This window comes from Actinacidiphila epipremni, from assembly GCF_012034175.1.
Taxonomy (GTDB): Bacteria; Actinomycetota; Actinomycetes; order Streptomycetales; family Streptomycetaceae; genus Actinacidiphila; species Actinacidiphila epipremni.
Map to the genome: position 1 here is coordinate 95225 of NZ_JAATEJ010000010.1, position 19288 is coordinate 114512.

Sequence of the window (19288 nt, forward strand, 5' to 3'; positions counted from 1 at the left end):
TATCCGGGGCCTCGGGTGCGTTCACTGCTCGGCACCGGCCATCGCCGGCTCGGTCTCACCGCCGGGCGCGGCGGGCGCGGGCGCGGACTTACCGGGCAGGAAGACCAGCACGACGAGCGCGCCGAGCAGCGCCACGCAGCCGGAGGCGGTGGCGGTGACGTGCATGGCGTGGATGAAGGCGTCGTCGGCGGGCTGCACCAGAGTGCCGCCCTTGGCGCCGAGGTGCTGGGCGGCGGCCATCGTGGACTCGATGGACTCGGCGGCGTCGTGCCGGCGGGCCGGGGGCACCGCGTCGAGGTGGTCCTTGATGCCGTTGCGGTAGACGGTGGACATCAGCGAGCCCAGCACCGCGACCCCGACCGCGCCGCCGACCTGCCGGAAGACGTTGTTGACGGCCGATCCGGAGCCGGCCTTCTCCCGCGGCAGCGACGACATGATCATCACGGTGGCGGGCGGCATGACATGCGCCATGGCGGTGCCCATGAGGAAGAACAGCACCTCCAGGACCCAGATCGGGGTGTCGGCGTCCATCAGCAGGAAGCCGATGAAGGCGAGCCCGGTGAGCGTCATGCCGGCCGCGCACACCGCGCGGGCGCCGAACTTCTGCACCAGCAGCCGGGCGCGCGGCGCGAAGACCATCTGCGCGGCGGCGAGCGGGAGCAGCAGCAGGCCGGACTGCAGGGCGCTGTAGCCGCGTACGGACTGGGTGTAGAAGACGATGAAGAAGGTCACGCCCATGAGCGCGAAGAAGACCAGGCCGATGGCGGCGACGGAGGCGGAGAACTGCCGCTTCTTGAAGTACGAGACGTCCAGCGCCGGGTGGTCGATCCGCCGCTCGTACAGGACGAAGCCGGTGAGGATGACCAGGCCGCCGAGGCCGGTGAGCCACACCTCGGGGTCGGTGAAGTCGCCGAGCTGGCCGCCCTTGATGATGCCGTAGATCAGCAGCACCAGGCCGGAGATGGACAGCAGCACGCCGACCGGGTCCAGGCGGCCGGGCCTGGGGTCCTTGGAGTCGGGGACGAGCACGAACATCGCGATCAGGCCGGCGATCACGATCGGCACGTTGACCAGGAAGACCGAGCCCCACCAGAAGTGCTGGAGCAGCAGGCCGCCGGTGATGGGGCCGATCGCGATGGCGAGCCCGACGACGCCGGCCCAGATGCCGATGGCCTTGGGCTGCTCCTCGCGCTGGAAGACGTTCATGATGATCGCGAGCGTGGCGGGCATGATGAACGCCCCGCCGAAGCCCATCACCCCGCGGTAGGCGATCAGTTCGCCCGCGGATCCGGCGGAGGCCGACAGCGCGGATCCGACGCCGAAGACGAGCATGCCGAAGAGCAGCACCTTCTTGCGCCCGAGCCGGTCGCCGAGCAGGCCCGCGGTGAACAGCAGGCCGGCGAAGACCAGGGTGTAGGAGTTGATGGCCCATTCGAGCTGGCTCTGCTTGGCGCCGAGGCCGGTCGGCTTGGGCTGGGCGATGGTCTTCATCGCCACGTTCAGGATCGAGTTGTCCAGCACCACGACGAGCAGGCTGAACAGCAGTACGACGAGGATCGCCCAGCGGCGGCGGTGTATCGCCTCCGGGACCGTGAAGGTTGCAGTGTCGGCCATGGTGCCAAGAGTAGGGGCCATTTACGATACGGGGCCGTCTCGTATCGTAAAGTCCCGGTAAAACCGGGGGTGTTGACGGCTGCCGGGGTCTGTTGCGCGGGCAGGGGGCGGCTGATAGATCTGGGGCGCGTCGTCACCGTCACATGTTCGATACCGGGGGGAGTCCCTGTGGTCGCCCCGGCTCTCGACCCGTCGCCGCGGCGGCAGGCGGACGCGCCGCGCCCGCGGCGCCGGCTGCCCGGTGTCGCCCGGCGCGCCACGCGGCACGGACTGGTCCTCGCCGCCGTCGCGGTGACCGTCCTGCTGTGCGCGACGGCGCTCGCCGCGCTCACGGCCCAGGCCGGCAGCTCGGTCCAGGCCGGCGCGGTACGCCGGCTCGCCGCCGGCGCCGATGCGCAGGTCACCGTCAGCGCGTCCTTCGAGGCCGGCGGGATGGCCGCCGCCGACCGCGGCGTACGGGCCGCCGGCGACCGGGTGTTCGGCGGGGTGCCGCAGCACACGTACGTCGGGCTGGTCGGCACGTCACCGGTCTCCGTGACCGGCGTCGACGGGGCCGCGGGCCCGCCGAAAGGCCCCGGCGGGACGGATCTTCACCCGGTCGCGGTGCAAGACGCGGGCGCCTTCGGCCAGTTGGTCGCCGGGGCGTGGCCGGCCGGCGCGGGCGACGCCCCGGCCGCCGCCTTCACCTCGCTGCCCGCCGTCCGGGTCGGCACCGGCTCCACCGCCCCGGTCGAGGCCGCGATACCGGACGCCCTGGCCCAGTTGCTCGGCCTGCGGGCCGGCTCCGTGCTCCGGGTCCAGGACGCCTTCCAGCGCCCGCTGACGCTGCGGATCACCGGCGTCTTCCGGCCGGCCGGCCCCGCCGGCTTCTGGCCCGCGACGACCGGCGACCCGGCCCGGCAGGACACCGCCGCACCCCAGGACCTGCTGGTCGTCTCCCCCGCCGCGCTCAACGGCAGCGCCGCCCTCAACGGCCACCTGACCGCGCACTGGACGATGCAGCCCGACATCGCCCGGCTCGACGCGGACGCCCTGCCCGGTCTGCGTGACCGGCTGCGGGCCTTCTCCGGCAGCAGGACCGGGGTGTCGGTCTTCGGCGGCCGGCAGCCGTCGCTGGCCGACATGACGGTCGTCTCGGGCCTGCCCGGCGCGATCGACGCGCTGTCCGTGCCGATGGTGGCGGCCCGCTCCTCGCTGTACCTGCCGAGCGCGATGCTCGCCGTCCTGGCGCTCGCCACCCTGCTGCTGGCCGCCCGCCAGCTGACGGTGCGGCGGCGCGCCGAGCTGGCCCTCCAGCGGGCCAGGGGCGCCGGCACGCTGCGGCTGCTGCGCGGCGCGGCCGGCGAGTGGGCGCTCACCGGACTGCCGGCCGCGGTCGCCGCGGTCTTCCTCGCCGGGCTGCTGCACCCCGGCACCCGGGGCACCGACGCGTGGGCCGCGGTGGGCCTGACCCTGCTGGTGCACGCCGCGGCCGTGCTGCTGCCCGTGCTGCCGCAGCCCCCGTCCCGGCCGGCCCGCGGCGAGCGCGCCGCCGCCGCGCAGCGCGCCGGGGCGGACCTGGCGCTGCTGGCCGTCGCCGTGCTGGGGCTGCTGGAGCTGCGCCGGCACCACTCGCTGCTGGGCGGATTCGGCAGCGGCGGCGCCGCCGCGGACCCGGTGATGGTCCTGGTGCCCGCGGTGGTGGCCGGCGCCGCCGCGCTGCTGCTGCCGCGGCTGCTGCCGCTGACGTCGCTGCTGCTGGACGCGTACGGCCGCCGCAGCCGGGGCCTGGTCCTGGCGCTCGCCGGCTGGCACCTGGGCCGCCGGGCGGCGCGCAATGCCGGGCCCGTGGTGCTGATGTGCCTGGCGGTGTCGGTGAGCGCCTTCGCCACCACCGCGCTGGCCTGCCTGGACGGCCTGGCCGCCGAGCAGGCCGCCTTCGCCGTCGGCGCGGACGTACGGATCCAGCCGGCCGCCGCCGACGGCTACCCCGCCGCGGTGCTCGGGGCCGGCTACCGCGGGCTGCCGGCGGCCACCGCCGTGACGCCGGTGACGCAGTCGGCGGTCAACCTGCCCGGCGGCGCCGGCGGCACCCTGGTCGGCGCGATCGGCGGCCCCGCGCCCCGTACGCCGGCGCCGGCCGTCCACGGGATACCGGTGCCGGGCCGCCCGGCCGCGCTGCTGCTGGACGAGCGGCTGAGCAGCGACGGCAGCCGCGCGGCGCCCAAGCTCGCCCTGACGGTGCAGGACGCGTACGGCCTCGACAGCACCGTGTCGGCGTTCCTGCCCGCCGCGGACGGCGCCCGGCACACCGTCGCCGTCCCGCTCGACGTGCCCGCGGGCGACGGGCGGCCCCGGGCGTATCCGCTGACGGTCACCGCCGTCGACCTGCTGCCGCAGCCCGGGGTGCGGCCCGCGCGGCTGGAGCTGGAGCTGATCCGGATCGGCGCCCGCGCCGCCACCGACACCTGGGCCGCGCCGCCGGCCGCCCTGACCTGGACGGACGGCACCGACCAGGGCGCGCGGTCCGCCGCCGCGGCCTGCGAGGGCACGCCCGATCTCGGCTACCAGCCCGGCACCCCCGCGGTGTGCGCGATCGCCCACGGCGGCCCCGACGCGCTGCGGGCCACCGTCAGCACCGGCCTCAAGGCGTCCCAGGCGAGCGCGGACTTCGCCCTCGGCATGTCCGTAAGCGATTACGACACCCGGAGCGGCGCACAGGTGCGGCTCGTGGCCGGTCCCGCCGGGAAACCGGCGCCGCTCCCCGTACGCGCCGACGCCGCCGCGCTGCACGACGCGCACGTGGGCGTGGGCGGCACCACCACGCTGGACCTGGGCGACGGCAGGCGGCTCACCGCGCGGGTCGTCGGCCGGCTCGGCTCGCTCCCGGGCCTCGGCCGCGGGCAGGGCCACCTGGTCGCCGACCAGCGGCAGCTCGCCTCGGCGCTGACGCTCGCCGGCGCCGGGCAGAAGGACCCGGCCTTCTGGTGGCTGGACAGCACCGACAGCGCCCGGACGGCCGCCGCCGCGCAGGCGCAGCCCGCGCTCGGCCGCGTCACCACCACGGCCGGCAGCACGGCGTCCCTGCGGGCCGACCCCTTCCGCAGCGGGCTGCGCCGGGTGCTGGAGCTGGTGCGCTTCATGGCGCCGGGTTTCGCGGTCGTCGCCTTCACCGTCCACGCGGTGATCTCCGCCCGGCAGCGCCGCCGTGAGTTCGCCCTGCTGCGGGCGGTCGGCGTGCGCTCCCGGAGCCTTTCGGCGCTGCTGGCCGCCGAGCAGCTGAGCCTCGCGCTCTTCGCGGTGCTGCCGGGCGCGCTGATGGGCACGGCCCTGGCCTCGGAGGTGCTGCCCCTGGTCACCGTCGACGACACCGGCCACGCCCCCTACCCGCCGCTGCCGCTGGTGATCCCCTGGGGCGTCGTGACGCTGACCGCGGTCGCGACGGCCCTGGCCATCAGCGCGGTCGTCCTGACCCTGGCCCGCCTGCTGTCCCGGGTGGACCTGGTGCGGGTACTGCGGGCGGGTGAGGACCGGTGAGGGCCGCCGGGGGCGGAGAGGGTAGGGGCGAGGCGGGGCCTACGGTCCGGGGCGGGCGCGTGGTCGGCGCGGGGCGTGCGGACCCGGCGGGACTTGCGGGCCGGGGCCCGCGTACGGACGAGGCGGGGTATACGGGCAGGCCAGCACCTGCGGGCCGGGGCGGAAGCGCCGACCGCGCGGGGCGTACGGGCCCGGCGGGACGTCCGGGTCGGCCGGGGCGTACGGTCCGCAGCCCGCGGGCGGGCGAAGGCGCGGTGTGGTGGCGGGGTGGGGAGGGTGGAGGGTGAGGCGAGGCCCAGGTGGGGGCGCCGGGATGACCGGGCGGCTCATACGCAGGGAGACCCGGGGCGATCTGCCGTTGCTGGCCTGCCTCGCGGTGCTGGTCCTGGTGCTGGCGGCGCTGTGCGCCTGGGCGCCCGCGCTCGCCGGCCGGCAGGAGGACCGGGCGCTGCGGCAGCGCGTCCAGGCGGCGCAGGCGCAGGGACCGCTCATCAGCGTGAGCACCACCTTCGCGGTCTTCTCCAACGCGCCGGAGTCCGTCGGCATGGGCGCGCTGCTCGGCGCCGGCCGCGCGCTCACCGGCCACCTCGGCGCCCCCGCGGCACGCCGCCTCGCCCCGGCCGGCGGCACCTACGACTACAGCCAGGCGTCCCTGAGCGCGCCGAGGCCGCCGGACCCCGCGGTCACCAGCACACGGCTCGCGCTGAGCTATCTGCCCGCCGCGCAGGGCCATCTGCGGTACGTCGCCGGCCGCCCGCCGGCCGACCGCACCCCGCCGGGCGCGCCGCCGCAGATCGCGCTGTCGCAGGCCACCGCGCAGGCCCTGGGCGTACGGGCCGGCTCCCGGCTGGACGCCGGGTTCGCCGCGACGCCCGGGCTGCTGGACGAGCCGCCGCACGCCGCCTTCCTGGTGAGCGGCGTCTACCTCCCCGCGGCGGCCGACGATTTCTGGACCGGCCGGGAGAGCCTGGACCAGCCCTTCCGCGCTCCCGAGGAACGCTCGGCCGGCACGGTGCTGTCCGTCCGCGGGCTGGTCGGCCTCGACACCGCCGACGTGCTCTCCCGCGCCGGGGTGCGCGGGCCGCTGGTGACCTGGCAGTTCCGCCCGGACCTGTCCGGCGCCGCGCTCGACGAGGCCCGGGATTTGACCGGGCCGCTGTCCCACTTCGGCGCCGACCTGAACGCCGCGCTGTGCCAGGGCTACGGGGTGGACGAGACCACCGGCGACGTCATCTGCCGGGTCGGCGCCCAGGCCACGGACTCCCTGCTCGTCGTCGACGCCCTCACGCCGCTGCTCAGCGCGTTCACCGCGCAGGACCAGCAGGCCAGGGCGCTCGCGACGTTCGCGGTGGACGCGCTGGCCGCGGTCGTGCTGGCCACCGTCGTCGTCGCGGTACGGCTGCTGCTGATGCGCCGCCGGGCCCACCTGCGCCTCCAGCGGGCGCGCGGGGCCTCCACGACCCGGCTGGTGCTGGTGCGCTGCGCGGTGGCGTGGACGGTGGTGCCGGTCGCGGCGCTGTCCGGCTGGGCGCTGGGGCGGGCGCTCGCGCCGGCGGGGACGTCCGGGTCGCCGCAGCCGCTGCCCGCCGTCGCCGCGGCGGTGGTCGTGGCCGCGGTGGTGCCGCTGATGACGTGGCTCGCGGTACGTGAGCCGCGCCGCAGCGGCCGGGTGCGGCGCCTCGGCCGCAGGGCCGCCGGGGCGCGGCGGGTGGTGCTGGAGCTGACGGTGCTGCTCGCGGCGGCGGCGGGCGTGGCCGCGCTGCGCGCGCAGGGCCCCGACGGCATCCTCGGCGCGGTGCCGGCGCTGGTGGCGCTGGCCGTCGTCCTGCTCCTGCTGCGCCTGTCCCCCCTCGTCCTGCGCCTCCTGCTGCGCCGGGCCCGCCGCGGCCGTGGCGCCGTGGGCTTCCTCGGCGCGGCCCGCGCCGCCCACGACGCCCCGGCGACGGGCCTGGCGCTGTTCGTCCTGGTCCTGACCCTGGGCACGGCCGTCTTCGGCGGCCTCGTCCAGCAGACGATCACCGCGGGCCTGTCCACCGGCGCGTCCTGGGCGGCAGGCGCGGACGCGAGCGCGACGGTGACGGGCCCGGTGGCGGCGCCTCCGGCGGCCTCCGGTGCCGGAGCCGGCTCGGACGCCCGCGCCGGAACCCCGACCGCCCCCGTACGGACAGCCGTTCAGCATCTGCGGACCCTCAGCATGGTGGGGCGGGCCGACGGGGCGGTGCTGACCCGGGTGGCCGTCGTCACCGTGGATCCGGCGCAGTTGCGGGCGGTCGCCCCGAAGTCGGCGCTGGCGCGGGAGCTGGCGGCCGAGCTCGGCGCGCCGCCGGGGGCGGGCGGGGCGCTGCCTGCGGTGTTGTCGCCGGAGTTGCGGGCGGCCGAGCGGACCGGCGGGTTCACCGCCTCGGTCGGGGTGCAGGGGCGCCCCGCGGTGAACCTGGCCTTCGCGCCGGTCGGCACCCTCACCCCCGCCTTGCTCCAGGACCCCTTGCTCGGGCCGGTCACCGCGCAGATCCCCGCCGGGACGCCGGTGCTGATCGCCGGCGCGACCGCGGACCGGCTCATACCGTCGCAGCCCGCCGACACCACTGTGCTGCTCCTGGCGGGCGCGGGGCCCGGACCCGCTTCGCCTGCGGTTTTGCGCTCCACGGCGGTGCGGGCGCTCGGGCCGCTCGCCCGGGTGCGGGTGCGGGCCGAGGAGTTGAGCGCCCTGCGCGCGGACGGCCTGACGCGCGGGCTCGGCACGGTCTACACCGCCGCTTCCGCCCTGGCCGCGCTGTCCGGCCTGCTCGCGCTCGCCCTGGAGCTGGCGCTGACCGCGCAGGAGCGCGGCCGGACGACGTCCTTCCTGCGGACCCTCGGGCTCGGCGGCCGGGAGAGCGGGGCGCTGCACTTCCTGCAGCTGCTGCCGCCGGCGGTGGCGTCGGCGGTGGGCGGGACGCTGCTGGGGCTGCTCGAACCGCGGCTGCTGGCAGGGACGTTGGACCTGCGGCAGTTCACCGGCGGGCCGGCCGAGCCGGCGCTGCGGACCGACTACCCGCTGATCCTCGCCCTCGTCGCCGCGGTCACCGCGCTGGTCCTGGCCGCCGCCGCGACCGAGACCGTACTCGCCCGCCGGCGCCGGCTGGGCGCCGTCCTGCGGCTGGCATGAGAGGCCCTACGCTTCCCCGGCCTCCGCGGCGGACCTCGCCTGCCGGGCGGCCTCGTCGGGCCATACGCCGATGTGGTCGCTCTCCAGGGCCAGCCGCACCCGCTTGCGCATGTGCAGCCGCTCGGTGAACTCGCCCGGCAGTTGCAGCCGGCCGCTGCCGTCCAGGACCGCGTACTCCTCGGCGGTGAGCACCTCCACGCCGTCCTCGCCGGTGGCGACCCGGCGCAGCACCTCGGTGGAGGTGCGGCCGTTGCGGATCAGGACGGTGCGCTGGACCTGCTCGGAGACCAGCGGGTCGTGCGTGACCACCAGCACCGTCACCCCCAGCTCCTCGTTGGCCCGCCGCAGCGCGGCGAAGACCTCGTCGCTGGTGGCGGTGTCGAGCTCGCCGGTGGGCTCGTCGGCGAGCAGCACCCGCGGCTCGTTGGCGTTGGCGACGGCGATCGCGACGCGCTGCTGCTCGCCGCCGGAGAGCGTGTCGGGCGTGCGGTCGCGGCAGTGGGCGACGGACAGCAGGTCCAGCAGCTCCTCGGCCCGCTCCCGGCGCCGGGAGCGCTTGACGCCGGTGTACGTCATCGGCAGCATCACGTTCTCGGCCGCCGAGAGGTACGGCAGCAGGTTGCGGGAGGTCTGCTGCCAGATGAAGCCGACCGTGCCGCGCCGGTAGCGCAGCCGGTCGCGGCCCTTCATCGCCAGCAGGTCGTGCCCGTCGACGGCGGCGGCCCCCGCGGTGGGCACGTCCTGGCCGGAGAGTATGCCCAGCAGCGTGGACTTGCCGGAGCCGGACGCGCCGATCACGGCGACCATCTCGCCCTCGGCCACGGCCAGGTCGAGACCCTGGAGCGCCTGCACCTCGACGCCCTCGGTCCGGTGGATCCGCACCAGGTTCTCGCACACGACGAGCCCGTCCTCGCGCTGCGGGGCGGCGGCCTCTGCGGCCCGCCGCCGCAGCTCGTCCAGATCCCGCGCCCCGGTGGGCTGTTGGTGAGCTGCCACGCGATCTCCCGTGGAGGTGAGGTCCGTTGTGGCCGCGGCCGGCCGACAGCCAGGCTAGAGGTTGCGAAGCCGGCAAACGACAGCGCCGGCGCGGCGGCGCGTACGCCTGCGACCTAGCCCCGGGCGCGCAGGGTGTCGTAGCCGACGAAGGTGAACATCCGCGCATCCGCCTCCAGCGCCGCCGGCTGCGCCGCGAGGCGGTGGACGCCGACGCCGAAGCCCTCGCCGGGCGCGGAGACCCAGCGCTGCTCGAAGCCCGCCTCGGCCAGCCATGCGCAGATCCGCGGTACGAGGTCGGGCTCCTTGCGGTGCCGGGTCCACACCAGCCCGGCGCCCTGCCGGCACAGGGCCCGGCAGTGGCGGACGGTGGCGCGTATGTCGTCGTCCGGGATGTTGCCGAAGACCCCGCACATGAGCACCAGGTCGGCGGGCGCGAGGTCGGCGTAGTGCCGGGTGAGGGCGGCGTCCCCGACGACGACCTCGAAGCCGTCCAGCCCCGCCTCCCGGGCGCCCCGCCGGGCGTCCTCGGCGTTGCGCTCGTCGAGCTCCACGAGCCGTACCCGGGTGTCCGCGGCCCGCGGGTGGCCGGTCAGCGCGCCGATCAGGTCGCGGCCCTGCCCTCCGCAGACGCTGAGGACGCGGACCGGCCCGGGCGGGCACGCGTCCAGCTCCTCGGCGACGCGTTCCCGGACGGCCCGCAGCCGGCGTTGCAGGGAGGAGTTCTCGACGTCGTAGGCGTCGTGCCACTGGTGCCAGTCCATGGGGCGACGGTAGGCGTCACCCGGCCGGCGGTGCACCGGGTTATCCGGGTGGGCGGCCCCCCTTTGCGCGGATCGCGGGGCGTGTCAGCATGGAAGAGGTCCGGGGACGCCGTCAGGGCGCCTCGAGATGACATGAAGGAGCCGTCGTCATGACGTCACTTTCTGCTGCCCAGGCGCAGGCCGGGGGCGGCGCAGCCCCCGCGGGCACGGACAATCCCAAGGCCCTGTACGGCGGGGCGAGCACCCGGCGGGTCACCGTACGGGACCTGGCGCTGGCCAAGGAGCGCGGGGAGCGGTGGCCGATGCTCACCGCGTACGACGCGATGACCGCCTCGGTCTTCGACGAGGCCGGGATCCCGGTGCTGCTGGTCGGGGACTCGATGGGCAACTGCCACCTGGGCTTCGACAGCACCGTGCCGGTCACGATGGAGCACATGGTGATGCTGGCCGCCGCGGTAGTGCGGGGCACGAAGCGCGCGCTGGTCGTCGGCGACCTGACCTTCGGGTCGTATCAGGAGGGCGCCGTGCAGGCGCTGCGCAGCGCGACCCGGCTGGTCAAGGAGGCCGGGGTCGGCGCGGTCAAGCTGGAGGGCGGCGAGCGGTCGCTCGCGCAGACCGAGACGATCGTGCAGGCCGGCATCCCGGTCATGGCGCACCTGGGCCTGACCCCGCAGTCGGTCCACACCCTGGGGCACCGGGTGCAGGGCCGCGGCGAGGAGGCCGCGCAGCAGCTCATCCGGGACGCGAAGGCCGCGCAGGACGCGGGCGCCTTCGCGGTGGTGCTGGAGCTGGTGCCGGCCGAGGTCGCCGCGGAGGTCACGCGGTCGCTGCACATCCCGGTGATCGGCATCGGGGCGGGCCCGGACACCGACGCGCAGGTGCTGGTGTGGACGGACATGGCGGGCCTGACCGGCGGCAAGGTGCCGCGCTTCACCAAGCAGTACCTGGACCTGCGGCGGTCGCTGGGCGACGCGGCCAAGGCGTACGCCGAGGAGGTCGTCGGCGGCTCCTTCCCCGCCGAGGAGCACACCTTCCACTGAGCGCACCGCCCGCACGCCCGCTGCGGTGACTTCCGTCACATGAGGTCCGGAAACTTCCGGGTTCGCCGGAAAACGCCAGGGCCTTTTGAGACAACCGCAGCTCCCGTCCGTACCAGCCGGTGAGCCGCCCCATCCCGGGGCGGCCACCGGTACACGGGACGTCGCATGAACCTGACAGGCGAACTCGACCAGAAGCGTCGGGTAGGGCAGGATGCGCCCGTGGACGGACCACCGCTCGGACCCTCGGGGCCCGCCGGCCAGGCTCCGGAGGAGGAGCTGATGCGGGCGCTCTACCGGGAGCACGCCGGCGCGCTCTACGCGTATGTGCTGCGGCTCGTGGCGGGCGACCGCTTCCTGGCCGAGGACATCGTGCAGGAGACCCTCCTGCGGGCCTGGAAGAGCGCGTCCAAGCTCGACCCGGAGGCGCGCTCGCTGCGGCCCTGGCTGGTCACGGTCGCCCGGCGGCTGGTGATCGACGGGCACCGCAGCCGGCAGGCGCGCCCGCCGGAGACGTCGCCCGCGGCGCTGGAGCAGCTGCCGGCGAGCGACGAGATGGAGCGCTCGCTGCGCCTGATGACGATCTCCGACGCCCTCCAGGACCTGTCGGACGCCCACCGGGAGGCCCTCGTCGAGACCTATTTCCGCGGCCGTACGGTCAACGAGGCCGCCGCGGAGCTGGGGCTGCCGGCCGGCACCGTGCGCTCCCGGGTCTTCTACGCGCTGCGGGCGCTGCGGAACGCGCTGGAGGAGCGGGGGGTCACGACGTCATGAACGAGCATGTGGACGTGGGCGCCTATCTGCTCGGCGCCCTGGACGACGACGAGATGGCCCGCTTCGAGGCGCATCTGGCCGGCTGCGAGCTGTGCGGGGACGAGCTGGACCAGCTCAGCGGGGTCGTGCCGGTGCTGGAGGAGCTGCGGGTGGACGGCCTGGGGCTGGCCGAGATGCCCAGCGGCGACGCGATGCTGGACCGGCTGCTGGCGCAGGTCGCCGGCGAGCGGCGCTCCTACCGGCGGCGCCGGCTGGTGGCGATCGCGGCGGCTGCGGTGCTGGTGGTGGGCGGCCCGGTGGTCGCGGTGGTGGCCACCAGCGGCGACGGCGGCCACTCCTCCGTCGCCTCCCAGGACTTCGGCACCGACCAGCACCGCGCCTCGGACCCGGCGACGGGCGTCTCGGCGGTCGTGGGCGTGACCGACAAGGGCTGGGGCAGCGTGGTCGACCTGCGCCTGATGGGGGTGCACGGGCCGCTGACGTGCAGCCTGATCGCCTTCGGCGCGGACGGCAGCCAGCAGACGGTGGCCTCCTGGTCGGTCCCGCAGGACGGCTACGGCACCGACAGCCAGCCCGCCCCGCTGACCGTGCACGGGGCCGCGGGACTGCACGCCGGCGAGATCACCCACTTCGAGGTCCGCTCGGCCGCCGGCGCGCTGCTGCTGAACGTGCCGACGTAAACCCGCCCGCTTACGACGCCGCAGGTCAGCGCGCCGACACGGCGCCGACACGGCCGCCGGCAGGCCGTGTCGGCGCCATGTCGGCGCCGTGTCAGGGGCGACCGGCACCGTAGAGGGCATGACGACGCGACTGAGCACGACGAAGGGGTCCGCCGTCGAGGTACGGGGGCTGGTCAAGCACTACGGCCAGACCAAGGCACTCGACGGCGTCGACCTGGACGTACGACAGGGCACGGTGCTGGGGGTACTCGGACCCAACGGCGCCGGCAAGACCACGCTGGTGCGGGTGCTGTCCACACTGATCCGGCCGGACGCCGGGACGGCCGTGGTGGCCGGCTACGACGTGCTGAAGCAGCCCCGGCAGCTGCGCCGGGTGATCGGCCTGACCGGGCAGTACGCCTCGGTGGACGAGAAGCTCTCCGGCCGGGAGAACCTGTACATGATCGGCCGGCTGCTCGACCTGTCCAGCCGGGACGCCAAGGCCAGGGCCGACGCGCTGCTGGAGCGGTTCTCGCTGACGGAGGCCGCCAAGCGCCCGGCGATGCAGTATTCGGGCGGCATGCGCCGCCGCCTGGACCTGGCGGCGAGCATGATCGGCCACCCGCAGGTGCTCTACCTCGACGAGCCGACGACCGGCCTGGACCCCCGTACCCGCAACGAGGTGTGGGAGGAGGTCCAGCGGATGGTCGCCGACGGCGCGACCGTGCTGCTGACCACGCAGTACATGGAGGAGGCCGAGCAGTTGGCGAGCGAGCTGACGGTCATCGACCGCGGCCGGGTGGTCGCCAACGGCCGGGTCGCCGAGCTCAAGGCGAAGGTCGGCGGCCGGACTCTGGTGATCAGCCCGTCCGACCCGGCCCAACTGGCCGCGATGGGCGCGGCGATCGGCGACGCGGGGCTGGACGGCCTGGGCGGGGTGCAGACCGACACCGCCGCCGGCCAGATCTCCGTGCCGATCCTCACCGACGCCCAACTGACCTCGGTGGTCGGCCTGCTGGCCGCGCGCGGCTTCGGCATCGCGCACATCGAGACGCATCTGCCGAGCCTGGACGAGGTGTTCCTGGCGATCACCGGCAAGAAGGCCGAGTCGCAGGACGGTTCGGCTTCCGCATCCGCTGACGGCCCGGCCGCCGGCTCCGCCCACGACAAGCAAGAGGTGACGGTATGACCACGGCCACTGCCACCCTCGACCGGCCGGCGCAGGCCGCGGCGGCCGGTGAGGGCCGGATCGGCCTGCGGGCCAACCTGCGGCACATCGGCGCCCTTTCCCGCCGCAATCTGCTCCAGCTCAAGCAGGACCCGGAGTCGATGTTCGACGCCCTGCTGATGCCGGTGATCTTCACCCTGCTGTTCGTGTACGTCTTCGGCGGCGCGGTGTCCGGCAAGGGCCACCAGCACGACTACGTCAACTACGTGGTGCCGGGCCTGATGGCGATGATGGGCATGAACATCTCGCAGGCCGTGGGCACCGGTATCAACGACGACTTCAAGAAGGGGGTCATGGACCGGTTCCGCACGATGCCCATCGCGCGGTCCTCGGTGCTGATCGCCAAGATCGTCGTGGAGCTGGGCCGGATGATGATCGCCACCGCGATCCTGCTGGTCATGGGCTTCGCGCTGGGTCTGACCATCCACACCGACGTGCTGCACCTGCTGGCCGCGATCGGGCTGTCCGCGGTGTTCGGCGCCTCGCTGATGTGGATCTTCATCCTGCTGGGACTGACCATGAGGACGCCGCAGGCGGTTCAGGGGGTCGCGATGCTGGTGCTGATGCCGCTGCAGTTCGGCAGCTCGATCTTCGCCAAGCCGACGACGATGCCGGGCTGGCTGGAGAACTTCACGAAGGTCAACCCGCTGTCCAACCTCGCGGACGCGGCCCGCAACCTGATCAACGGCGGCCCGGTCGCCCACTCGGTGTGGATGACGCTGGCCTGGGCGGTGGGCATCACCGTGGTGACCGCGCCGCTGGCGGTGGCCCGCTTCCGCAAGAAGACCTGATCCCCGGCCGGATCACGGGGATCACGGGGATCACGGGGATCGCATACGCACGATCAGTCGACGTCGCGCATCAGGGCGACGGCCTCGCCGAGGGTGAGGCCGTCGCCTTCGGCGTACGCGGCCCGGTAGCCGTCCGCGCCGAGCACCCGGTGCAGCCGGTCCTTGGTGCGGTGGAGCGATCTGACCTCGGCGGGCGGCATCGCGGAGGGCCGCAGCCGGTCCGAGGCGTTGACCAGGGCGGCTGCCCGCCGGGCCCGGCGGGCGGCGGGCCCGGCCGGGTCGAGGGGCCCGGGGCCGGTGCCCTGCGCGGCGGCGGTCCTGGCCGCGGCCTTGACCTCGGACTCCGCGAGCAGCGAGAGCAGTTCGGCCGCGCCGGGCGCCAGCAGGATGCCCAGCCGCGGGGTGATGACGTTGGCCAGCGGGTGGCCGCCGAGCACGCCCTGGCCCTCCTCGATCAGCGCGAGGCCCTGGAGCGGGGCGCCGAGGATGCCGACCAGATAGCCCTTGATGCCCAGCAGCATGCCGAGCACGAAGCCGGGCTGGCCGCTGCCCTCGGCGCCCTCCCGGATCGTCTCCTCGATCAGCTCCAGCGCGTCCCGCGGCCGGCCGGTGTGGGTGTAGGCCGCCGACAGCAGGATCTTGCCGTAGAAGTGCGCGCCGACGCTGTCGCCGCCGAAGCGCGTCGCGTCCTCGATGCCCTCGTGCAGGGCGGCCATGCCGCGGTCGACCTCGCCGGCGTTGATCAGCGCGTCGCCGAGCCGCACGGTCAGCACCGGGACGTGCTGGTGCGAGCCGATCTTGCGGGCCAGCGCGATGCCCTTGCGGCAGCATTCCGCGGCGTGCGCCCAGTCCCCGGCGTTGCCGGCCGCCTCGGCCTCGGCGGACAGCGTCTCGGCCATGCCCCACTCGTCGCCGAGCCGTTCGAAGATCCGCCGGCTCTCGGCGATGTCGCGGACCGCGGTGGGGACGTACTCGGTGACGTCGTTGTTGACCTTGGCGCGCATCTGGAGCGAGAACGCCAGCTCCCAGTCCTGGTGGTGCCGCCGGCAGGACTCCACCGTCTCGTCGACCAGGACCCGCAGCTGGTCGAAGTCGCCGGTGAGGAAGGCGGCGTAGGGGCGCAGGATGCCGGGGAAGCGGGCCGACTGCGGCAGGTGCGAGGGGTAGCTCGCCAGCATCGCCCGGCCGAGCTCCACCATGCCGGGGTCGTTCCACCACTCGGTGTCGCCCTCGGCGGCCGACATCTGCACCACCCGCACCCAGCGGCGGGCCTCGACGCGCTGGACCTCGGTGAGCGGCGGCCGGCCGTCCAGCGGCCCGTGCTCCAACGGTTCGAGGTACGGCGGCACATGGAAGGGATCCGGGCCCATCGCGGCCACCAGCGCCGGCCAGTGGCGGCGCTCGGAGACGTAGTTGCGCACCTCCCAGAACCACGTGCACGACAGCACCAGCAGCAGCGCCTCGTCCTCGTCGCCCAGGTCGACCGCGCGGCGCAGCGCGGCCTGGAGGTTCTCGTGGTCGCGCTCCAGCCGCTCGAACCAGGCCAGTTGGCCGGCGCGGCGCAGCTTCGGGTTGGCGGTGCGGGCGAACTCGCGGAAGTACGTGAGGTGCCGGCGTTCGACCGCGGGCCGCTCGCCGGACTGGCCGAGGCGCTCGGCGGAGTATTCGTAGATCGTCTCCAGCATGCGGTAGCGCTCGCCGTCGGCGGTGAACTCGGCGAGGACCAGGGACTTGTCGACGAGGGAGGCGAGCAGCGGGGCGGCGTCGGCGGGGTGGATACGGGCGGTGTGCGGGGCGGCAGGGGCAGCCGTGCCCGGGGCGGCCGTGCCCGGCTCGGTGGTGTCCGGGCCGGCCGTGCCCGGCTCGGTGGTGTGCGGCGCCCGGGGCGCGGGGTCCTCGGCGGCCGGGTCGGCGCAGATCGCCTCGACCGCCTCCAGCGTCCAGCCGCCGCGGAAGACCGCCAGCCGGCGCAGCAGGGTGCGCTCGGCCGGGTCCAGCAGGTCCCAGGACCAGTCGACGACCGCGCGCAGCGTCTGCTGGCGCGGCAGCAGGGTGCGGCTGCCGCCGGTCAGCAGCCGGAAGCGGTCGTCGAGCCGGTCGGCGAGGCCGCGCGGCGAAAGGCTGCGCAGCCGGGCGGCGGCCAGCTCGATGGCCAGCGGCAGCCCGTCGAGCCGGTGGCACAGCTCCGCGCAGGCCACCGGGTCGTCGTCGACGGAGAAGCCGGGGCGGGCGGCGGCGCCGCGGTCGGCCAGCAGCCGCAGCGCGACCGGGTCCGGCAGCGGGTCCAGTGGGCGGACCAACTCCCCCGGTACGCCCAGCGGTTCGCGGCTGGTGGCGAGCACCGCGACGCCCGGGCAGTCGGCGAGCAGCCGTTCGGCGAGGGTCGCCGCGGCGTCGATGACATGCTCGCAGTTGTCGAGCACGAGCAGCAGCTCACGGCCGGCGAGGTGGTCGGCGAGGCGGTGCAGCGGGTCCTTGTTCTTGTTCTCCACCGCCATGGCCTCGCTGGTCAGGCCGTGCAGTTGTGTGTCGCGCAGGCCGAGCGAGCTGATGACCGCCTCGGGGAGGGTGCGCGGGTCGCTGACCGGGGCGAGTTCGGCGTACCAGACGCCGTCCGCCCAGCGGTCGGCGACCAGGTCGCCGGCCTCCTGCGACAGCCGGGTCTTGCCGGTGCCGCCGGGCCCGGTGATCGTCACCAGCCGGGCGCGGCCCAGGTCGGCGCCGACCGCGGCGATCTCGGCCTCGCGGCCGACGAAGCTGGTGAGCCGGGTGCGGGCGTTGCCGTGCCGGGGCGCGAGGCGCCGCGGGCGCGGGCCCGGCGGCCGTACCGGCGCGGCCTGTTCCGGTCCGGGGTTGAGCAACTCGGCGTGCAGGGCCCGCAGTTCCGGGCTCGGGTCGGCGCCCAGCTCCTCGGCCAGCGCGCGCCGGACCGTCTCGTACGCGGTGAGCGCGTCGGCGGTGCGGCCGGCCGCGCGCAGGGCGCGGATGTGCAGGGCGTGCAGCGGCTCGTCCAGCGGGTGGCCGGCGGCCAGTTCGGCGAGCTCGGGCAGCACGTGCGCGGCCCGGCCCAGTTCCAGCTCCGCGGCGAGCCGCTGCCGCCGGGTGTCGTCGCGCAGCGCGTCGGCGCGGACGGCGGTGGGGCCGGGGTCGGGCAGGTCGGCGAGCGCCGGGCCGCGCCACAGGCCCAGCGCGTCGGCCAGCAGGCCGCTCGCCTTGACCGGGTCGCCGTCGGCGAGCGCCCGGGCGCCCTCGTCGGCGAGCCGTTCGAAGCGGTAGAGGTCGATGTCGTCCCGCTCGGCGACCAGCCGGTAGCCGCCCTCGACCGAGTCCAGCGCGTCGTGCCCGATGGCCCGGCGCAGCCGCCCGACGAGCGCCTGCAGCGCGCCCGCGGCGCCCGCGGGCGGGTCGCCGTCCCACACGTCCTCGATCAGCGCGTCCGCCGGGACGACCCTCCCGGGGCGCAGCGCCAGCGCCGTGAGCAGCGCGCGCAGCCGCCCGCCGGCCAGCCCCACCGCCTCGCCGCCGTCCCGCCACGCCTCGGCGCCCCCGAGGATCCCGTATCGCACGCCCCCATTCTTGCGGACGGCCCGCCGCTCCCGCGCCGGGCGGGCGCCCGGAACCGGCGCGACGTGGAATGATGCACGCCAACAGGGGGTGACCGGCGCCCCGGACCCGGAAGAGGAAGCCATGAGCGTCACCCCGTTTCGTCAGGCACGCCGCGGCGAGGAGCGGTGGGTCAGCCCCGTCTTCCTCGGTATCGCCGCCGTCATGGGCGTGTCCGGGTGGGCGCTGTGGACGGGCTTCGCCTCCGACCCGGGCTTCGCGGTCTTCCTGTTCGTGGTGTCCGGCTGGGTGGTCTCGCTGTGCCTGCACGAGTACGCGCACGCCCGCACCGCCCTGCACAGCGGTGACATCAGCATCGGCGCGAAGGGCTATCTGACCCTCAACCCGCTGAAGTACGCCAACGCGGCGCTGTCGATCGTGCTGCCGGTGATCTTCGTGATCATGGGCGGCATCGGCCTGCCCGGCGGCGCGGTCTTCATCGAGCGGGGCCGCATCCACGGGCGCTGGAAGCACAGCCTGATCTCGGCGGCGGGCCCGCTGACGAACGTGCTGTTCGCGGTGCTGCTCATGGTGCCGTTCACGATGGGCGTGCTCGGCGACTGGCCGGTGGACTTCCTGTGCGCGCTGGCCTTCCTGGCGCTGCTCCAGGTGAGCGCGGCGCTGCTGAACCTGCTGCCGATCCCGGGCCTCGACGGCTACGGGATCTGGGAGCCGTGGCTGTCGTACAACATCCGGCGGCAGGCGGAGTCCTTCGCGCCGTTCGGCATCTTCGCGACGTTCGGCCTGCTGTACATCCCGGCGGTCAACGACAAGTTCTTCGACGTCGTCTACCACGTGATGGCGTGGTTCGACGTGCCGCCGGAGGCGGCGGCGCGCGGCTACTGGCTGTTCAAGTTCTGGACCAGCATGGGCAAGAACTGATCTTCTGCGGGGCGTCTCTCAGCGCGCGGGGGTGTGACCCGGGGACGGGGCCGCTGCCGCGGTGAGCTTGGCCTTGCGGCGGTAGAACCACCACATGTTGCTGGCGGCGCCGGCCAGGAGCACCCACACGATGCCGAGCCAGTTGCCGTTCACGAAGGACACGACGGCGGCGGCCAGGGCGAGCACGCACACCACGAGGGCGTAGACGGCGAGGCGGGGCATGGGCGTACGGCTCCTGTCCTGAAGCGGTTCTTCTTCGTACGGGCGGCTTCATGCGGG

General features: G+C 75.1%; 13 protein-coding genes. 8 read left to right on the forward strand and 5 right to left on the reverse strand.

Going from position 1 to position 19288, the window contains the following annotated elements:
• Nucleotides 1–21 precede the first annotated feature (21 nt).
• Complete coding sequence (locus tag HCN08_RS14950; protein ID WP_456319010.1) at nt 22–1635, reverse strand: MFS transporter; 1614 nt, start codon at nt 1633–1635, stop codon at nt 22–24.
• 147 nt (nt 1636–1782) lie between these two features.
• On the opposite strand from HCN08_RS14950, the gene HCN08_RS14955 reads away from it, so the two are divergent.
• The gene (locus tag HCN08_RS14955) at nt 1783–5130 is read left to right on the forward strand and encodes an FtsX-like permease family protein (RefSeq protein WP_322974453.1); all 3348 of its coding nucleotides are present in this window, start codon (nt 1783–1785) and stop codon (nt 5128–5130) included.
• Between the two features lie 313 nt (nt 5131–5443).
• Nucleotides 5444–8278: a hypothetical protein gene (locus tag HCN08_RS14960; RefSeq protein ID WP_167983547.1), complete on the forward strand. Its 2835-nt coding sequence runs from the start codon at nt 5444–5446 to the stop codon at nt 8276–8278.
• Between the two features lie 6 nt (nt 8279–8284).
• On the opposite strand, the gene HCN08_RS14965 is transcribed toward HCN08_RS14960, so the two are convergent.
• Both HCN08_RS14965 and HCN08_RS14970 read right to left on the reverse strand, forming a co-directional pair.
• Nucleotides 8285–9274, reverse strand: coding sequence for an ABC transporter ATP-binding protein (locus HCN08_RS14965; protein ID WP_407648772.1), 990 nt, complete (start codon nt 9272–9274; stop codon nt 8285–8287).
• Between the two features lie 113 nt (nt 9275–9387).
• Complete coding sequence (locus tag HCN08_RS14970; protein WP_167983548.1) at nt 9388–10035, reverse strand: class I SAM-dependent methyltransferase; 648 nt, start codon at nt 10033–10035, stop codon at nt 9388–9390.
• Between the two features lie 149 nt (nt 10036–10184).
• Between HCN08_RS14970 and panB the strand changes: the two genes are divergently transcribed.
• The 5 genes from panB to HCN08_RS14995 all read left to right on the forward strand — a co-directional run bounded on the left by panB (nt 10185) and on the right by HCN08_RS14995 (nt 14524).
• Complete coding sequence (gene panB, locus HCN08_RS14975) at nt 10185–11075, forward strand: 3-methyl-2-oxobutanoate hydroxymethyltransferase (RefSeq protein ID WP_167983549.1); 891 nt, start codon at nt 10185–10187, stop codon at nt 11073–11075.
• 279 nt (nt 11076–11354) lie between these two features.
• A complete protein-coding gene (locus tag HCN08_RS14980; RefSeq protein ID WP_240970114.1) occupies nt 11355–11846 on the forward strand; it encodes a sigma-70 family RNA polymerase sigma factor in 492 nt (163 codons plus the stop codon).
• A complete protein-coding gene (locus HCN08_RS14985) occupies nt 11843–12526 on the forward strand; it encodes an anti-sigma factor family protein (protein ID WP_167983551.1) in 684 nt (227 codons plus the stop codon). The genes HCN08_RS14980 and HCN08_RS14985 overlap by 4 nt, the downstream gene beginning before the upstream one ends.
• 118 nt (nt 12527–12644) lie before the next feature.
• Nucleotides 12645–13694, forward strand: coding sequence for an ATP-binding cassette domain-containing protein (locus tag HCN08_RS14990; RefSeq protein ID WP_167983552.1), 1050 nt, complete (start codon nt 12645–12647; stop codon nt 13692–13694).
• Nucleotides 13691–14524, forward strand: coding sequence for an ABC transporter permease (locus HCN08_RS14995; protein ID WP_167983553.1), 834 nt, complete (start codon nt 13691–13693; stop codon nt 14522–14524). The genes HCN08_RS14990 and HCN08_RS14995 overlap by 4 nt, the downstream gene beginning before the upstream one ends.
• Before the next feature lie 53 nt (nt 14525–14577).
• Here the strand turns inward: HCN08_RS14995 and HCN08_RS15000 are convergent, their stop codons facing one another.
• Nucleotides 14578–18090 carry an ATP-binding protein gene (locus tag HCN08_RS15000; RefSeq protein ID WP_167983554.1) on the reverse strand — a complete coding sequence of 1171 codons (3513 nt, stop codon included), beginning with the start codon at nt 18088–18090 and terminating at the stop codon, nt 14578–14580.
• Nucleotides 18091–18211: 121 nt separating this feature from the next.
• On the opposite strand from HCN08_RS15000, the gene HCN08_RS15005 reads away from it, so the two are divergent.
• Nucleotides 18212–19009 carry a site-2 protease family protein gene (locus tag HCN08_RS15005; protein ID WP_167983555.1) on the forward strand — a complete coding sequence of 266 codons (798 nt, stop codon included), beginning with the start codon at nt 18212–18214 and terminating at the stop codon, nt 19007–19009.
• A gap of 18 nt (nt 19010–19027) precedes the next feature.
• Here the strand turns inward: HCN08_RS15005 and HCN08_RS15010 are convergent, their stop codons facing one another.
• Nucleotides 19028–19231, reverse strand: a complete 204-nt coding sequence (locus HCN08_RS15010) for a hypothetical protein (RefSeq protein ID WP_167983556.1) — start codon at nt 19229–19231, stop codon at nt 19028–19030.
• Nucleotides 19232–19288 lie beyond the last annotated feature (57 nt).

Excerpts from the sequence above, each read along its gene's own strand:
- HCN08_RS14950 (WP_456319010.1), bottom strand. The coding sequence starts at position 1,635 with ATGGCCCCTACTCTTGGCACCATGGCCGACACTGCAACCTTCACGGTC.
- HCN08_RS14960 (WP_167983547.1), top strand. The coding sequence starts at position 5,444 with ATGACCGGGCGGCTCATACGCAGGGAGACCCGGGGCGATCTGCCGTTG.
- HCN08_RS14970 (WP_167983548.1), bottom strand. The coding sequence starts at position 10,035 with ATGGACTGGCACCAGTGGCACGACGCCTACGACGTCGAGAACTCCTCC.
- panB (WP_167983549.1), top strand. The coding sequence starts at position 10,185 with ATGACGTCACTTTCTGCTGCCCAGGCGCAGGCCGGGGGCGGCGCAGCC.
- HCN08_RS14980 (WP_240970114.1), top strand. The coding sequence starts at position 11,355 with ATGCGGGCGCTCTACCGGGAGCACGCCGGCGCGCTCTACGCGTATGTG.
- HCN08_RS14985 (WP_167983551.1), top strand. The coding sequence starts at position 11,843 with ATGAACGAGCATGTGGACGTGGGCGCCTATCTGCTCGGCGCCCTGGAC.
- HCN08_RS14990 (WP_167983552.1), top strand. The coding sequence starts at position 12,645 with ATGACGACGCGACTGAGCACGACGAAGGGGTCCGCCGTCGAGGTACGG.
- HCN08_RS14995 (WP_167983553.1), top strand. The coding sequence starts at position 13,691 with ATGACCACGGCCACTGCCACCCTCGACCGGCCGGCGCAGGCCGCGGCG.
- HCN08_RS15005 (WP_167983555.1), top strand. The coding sequence starts at position 18,212 with ATGAGCGTCACCCCGTTTCGTCAGGCACGCCGCGGCGAGGAGCGGTGG.
- HCN08_RS15010 (WP_167983556.1), bottom strand. The coding sequence starts at position 19,231 with ATGCCCCGCCTCGCCGTCTACGCCCTCGTGGTGTGCGTGCTCGCCCTG.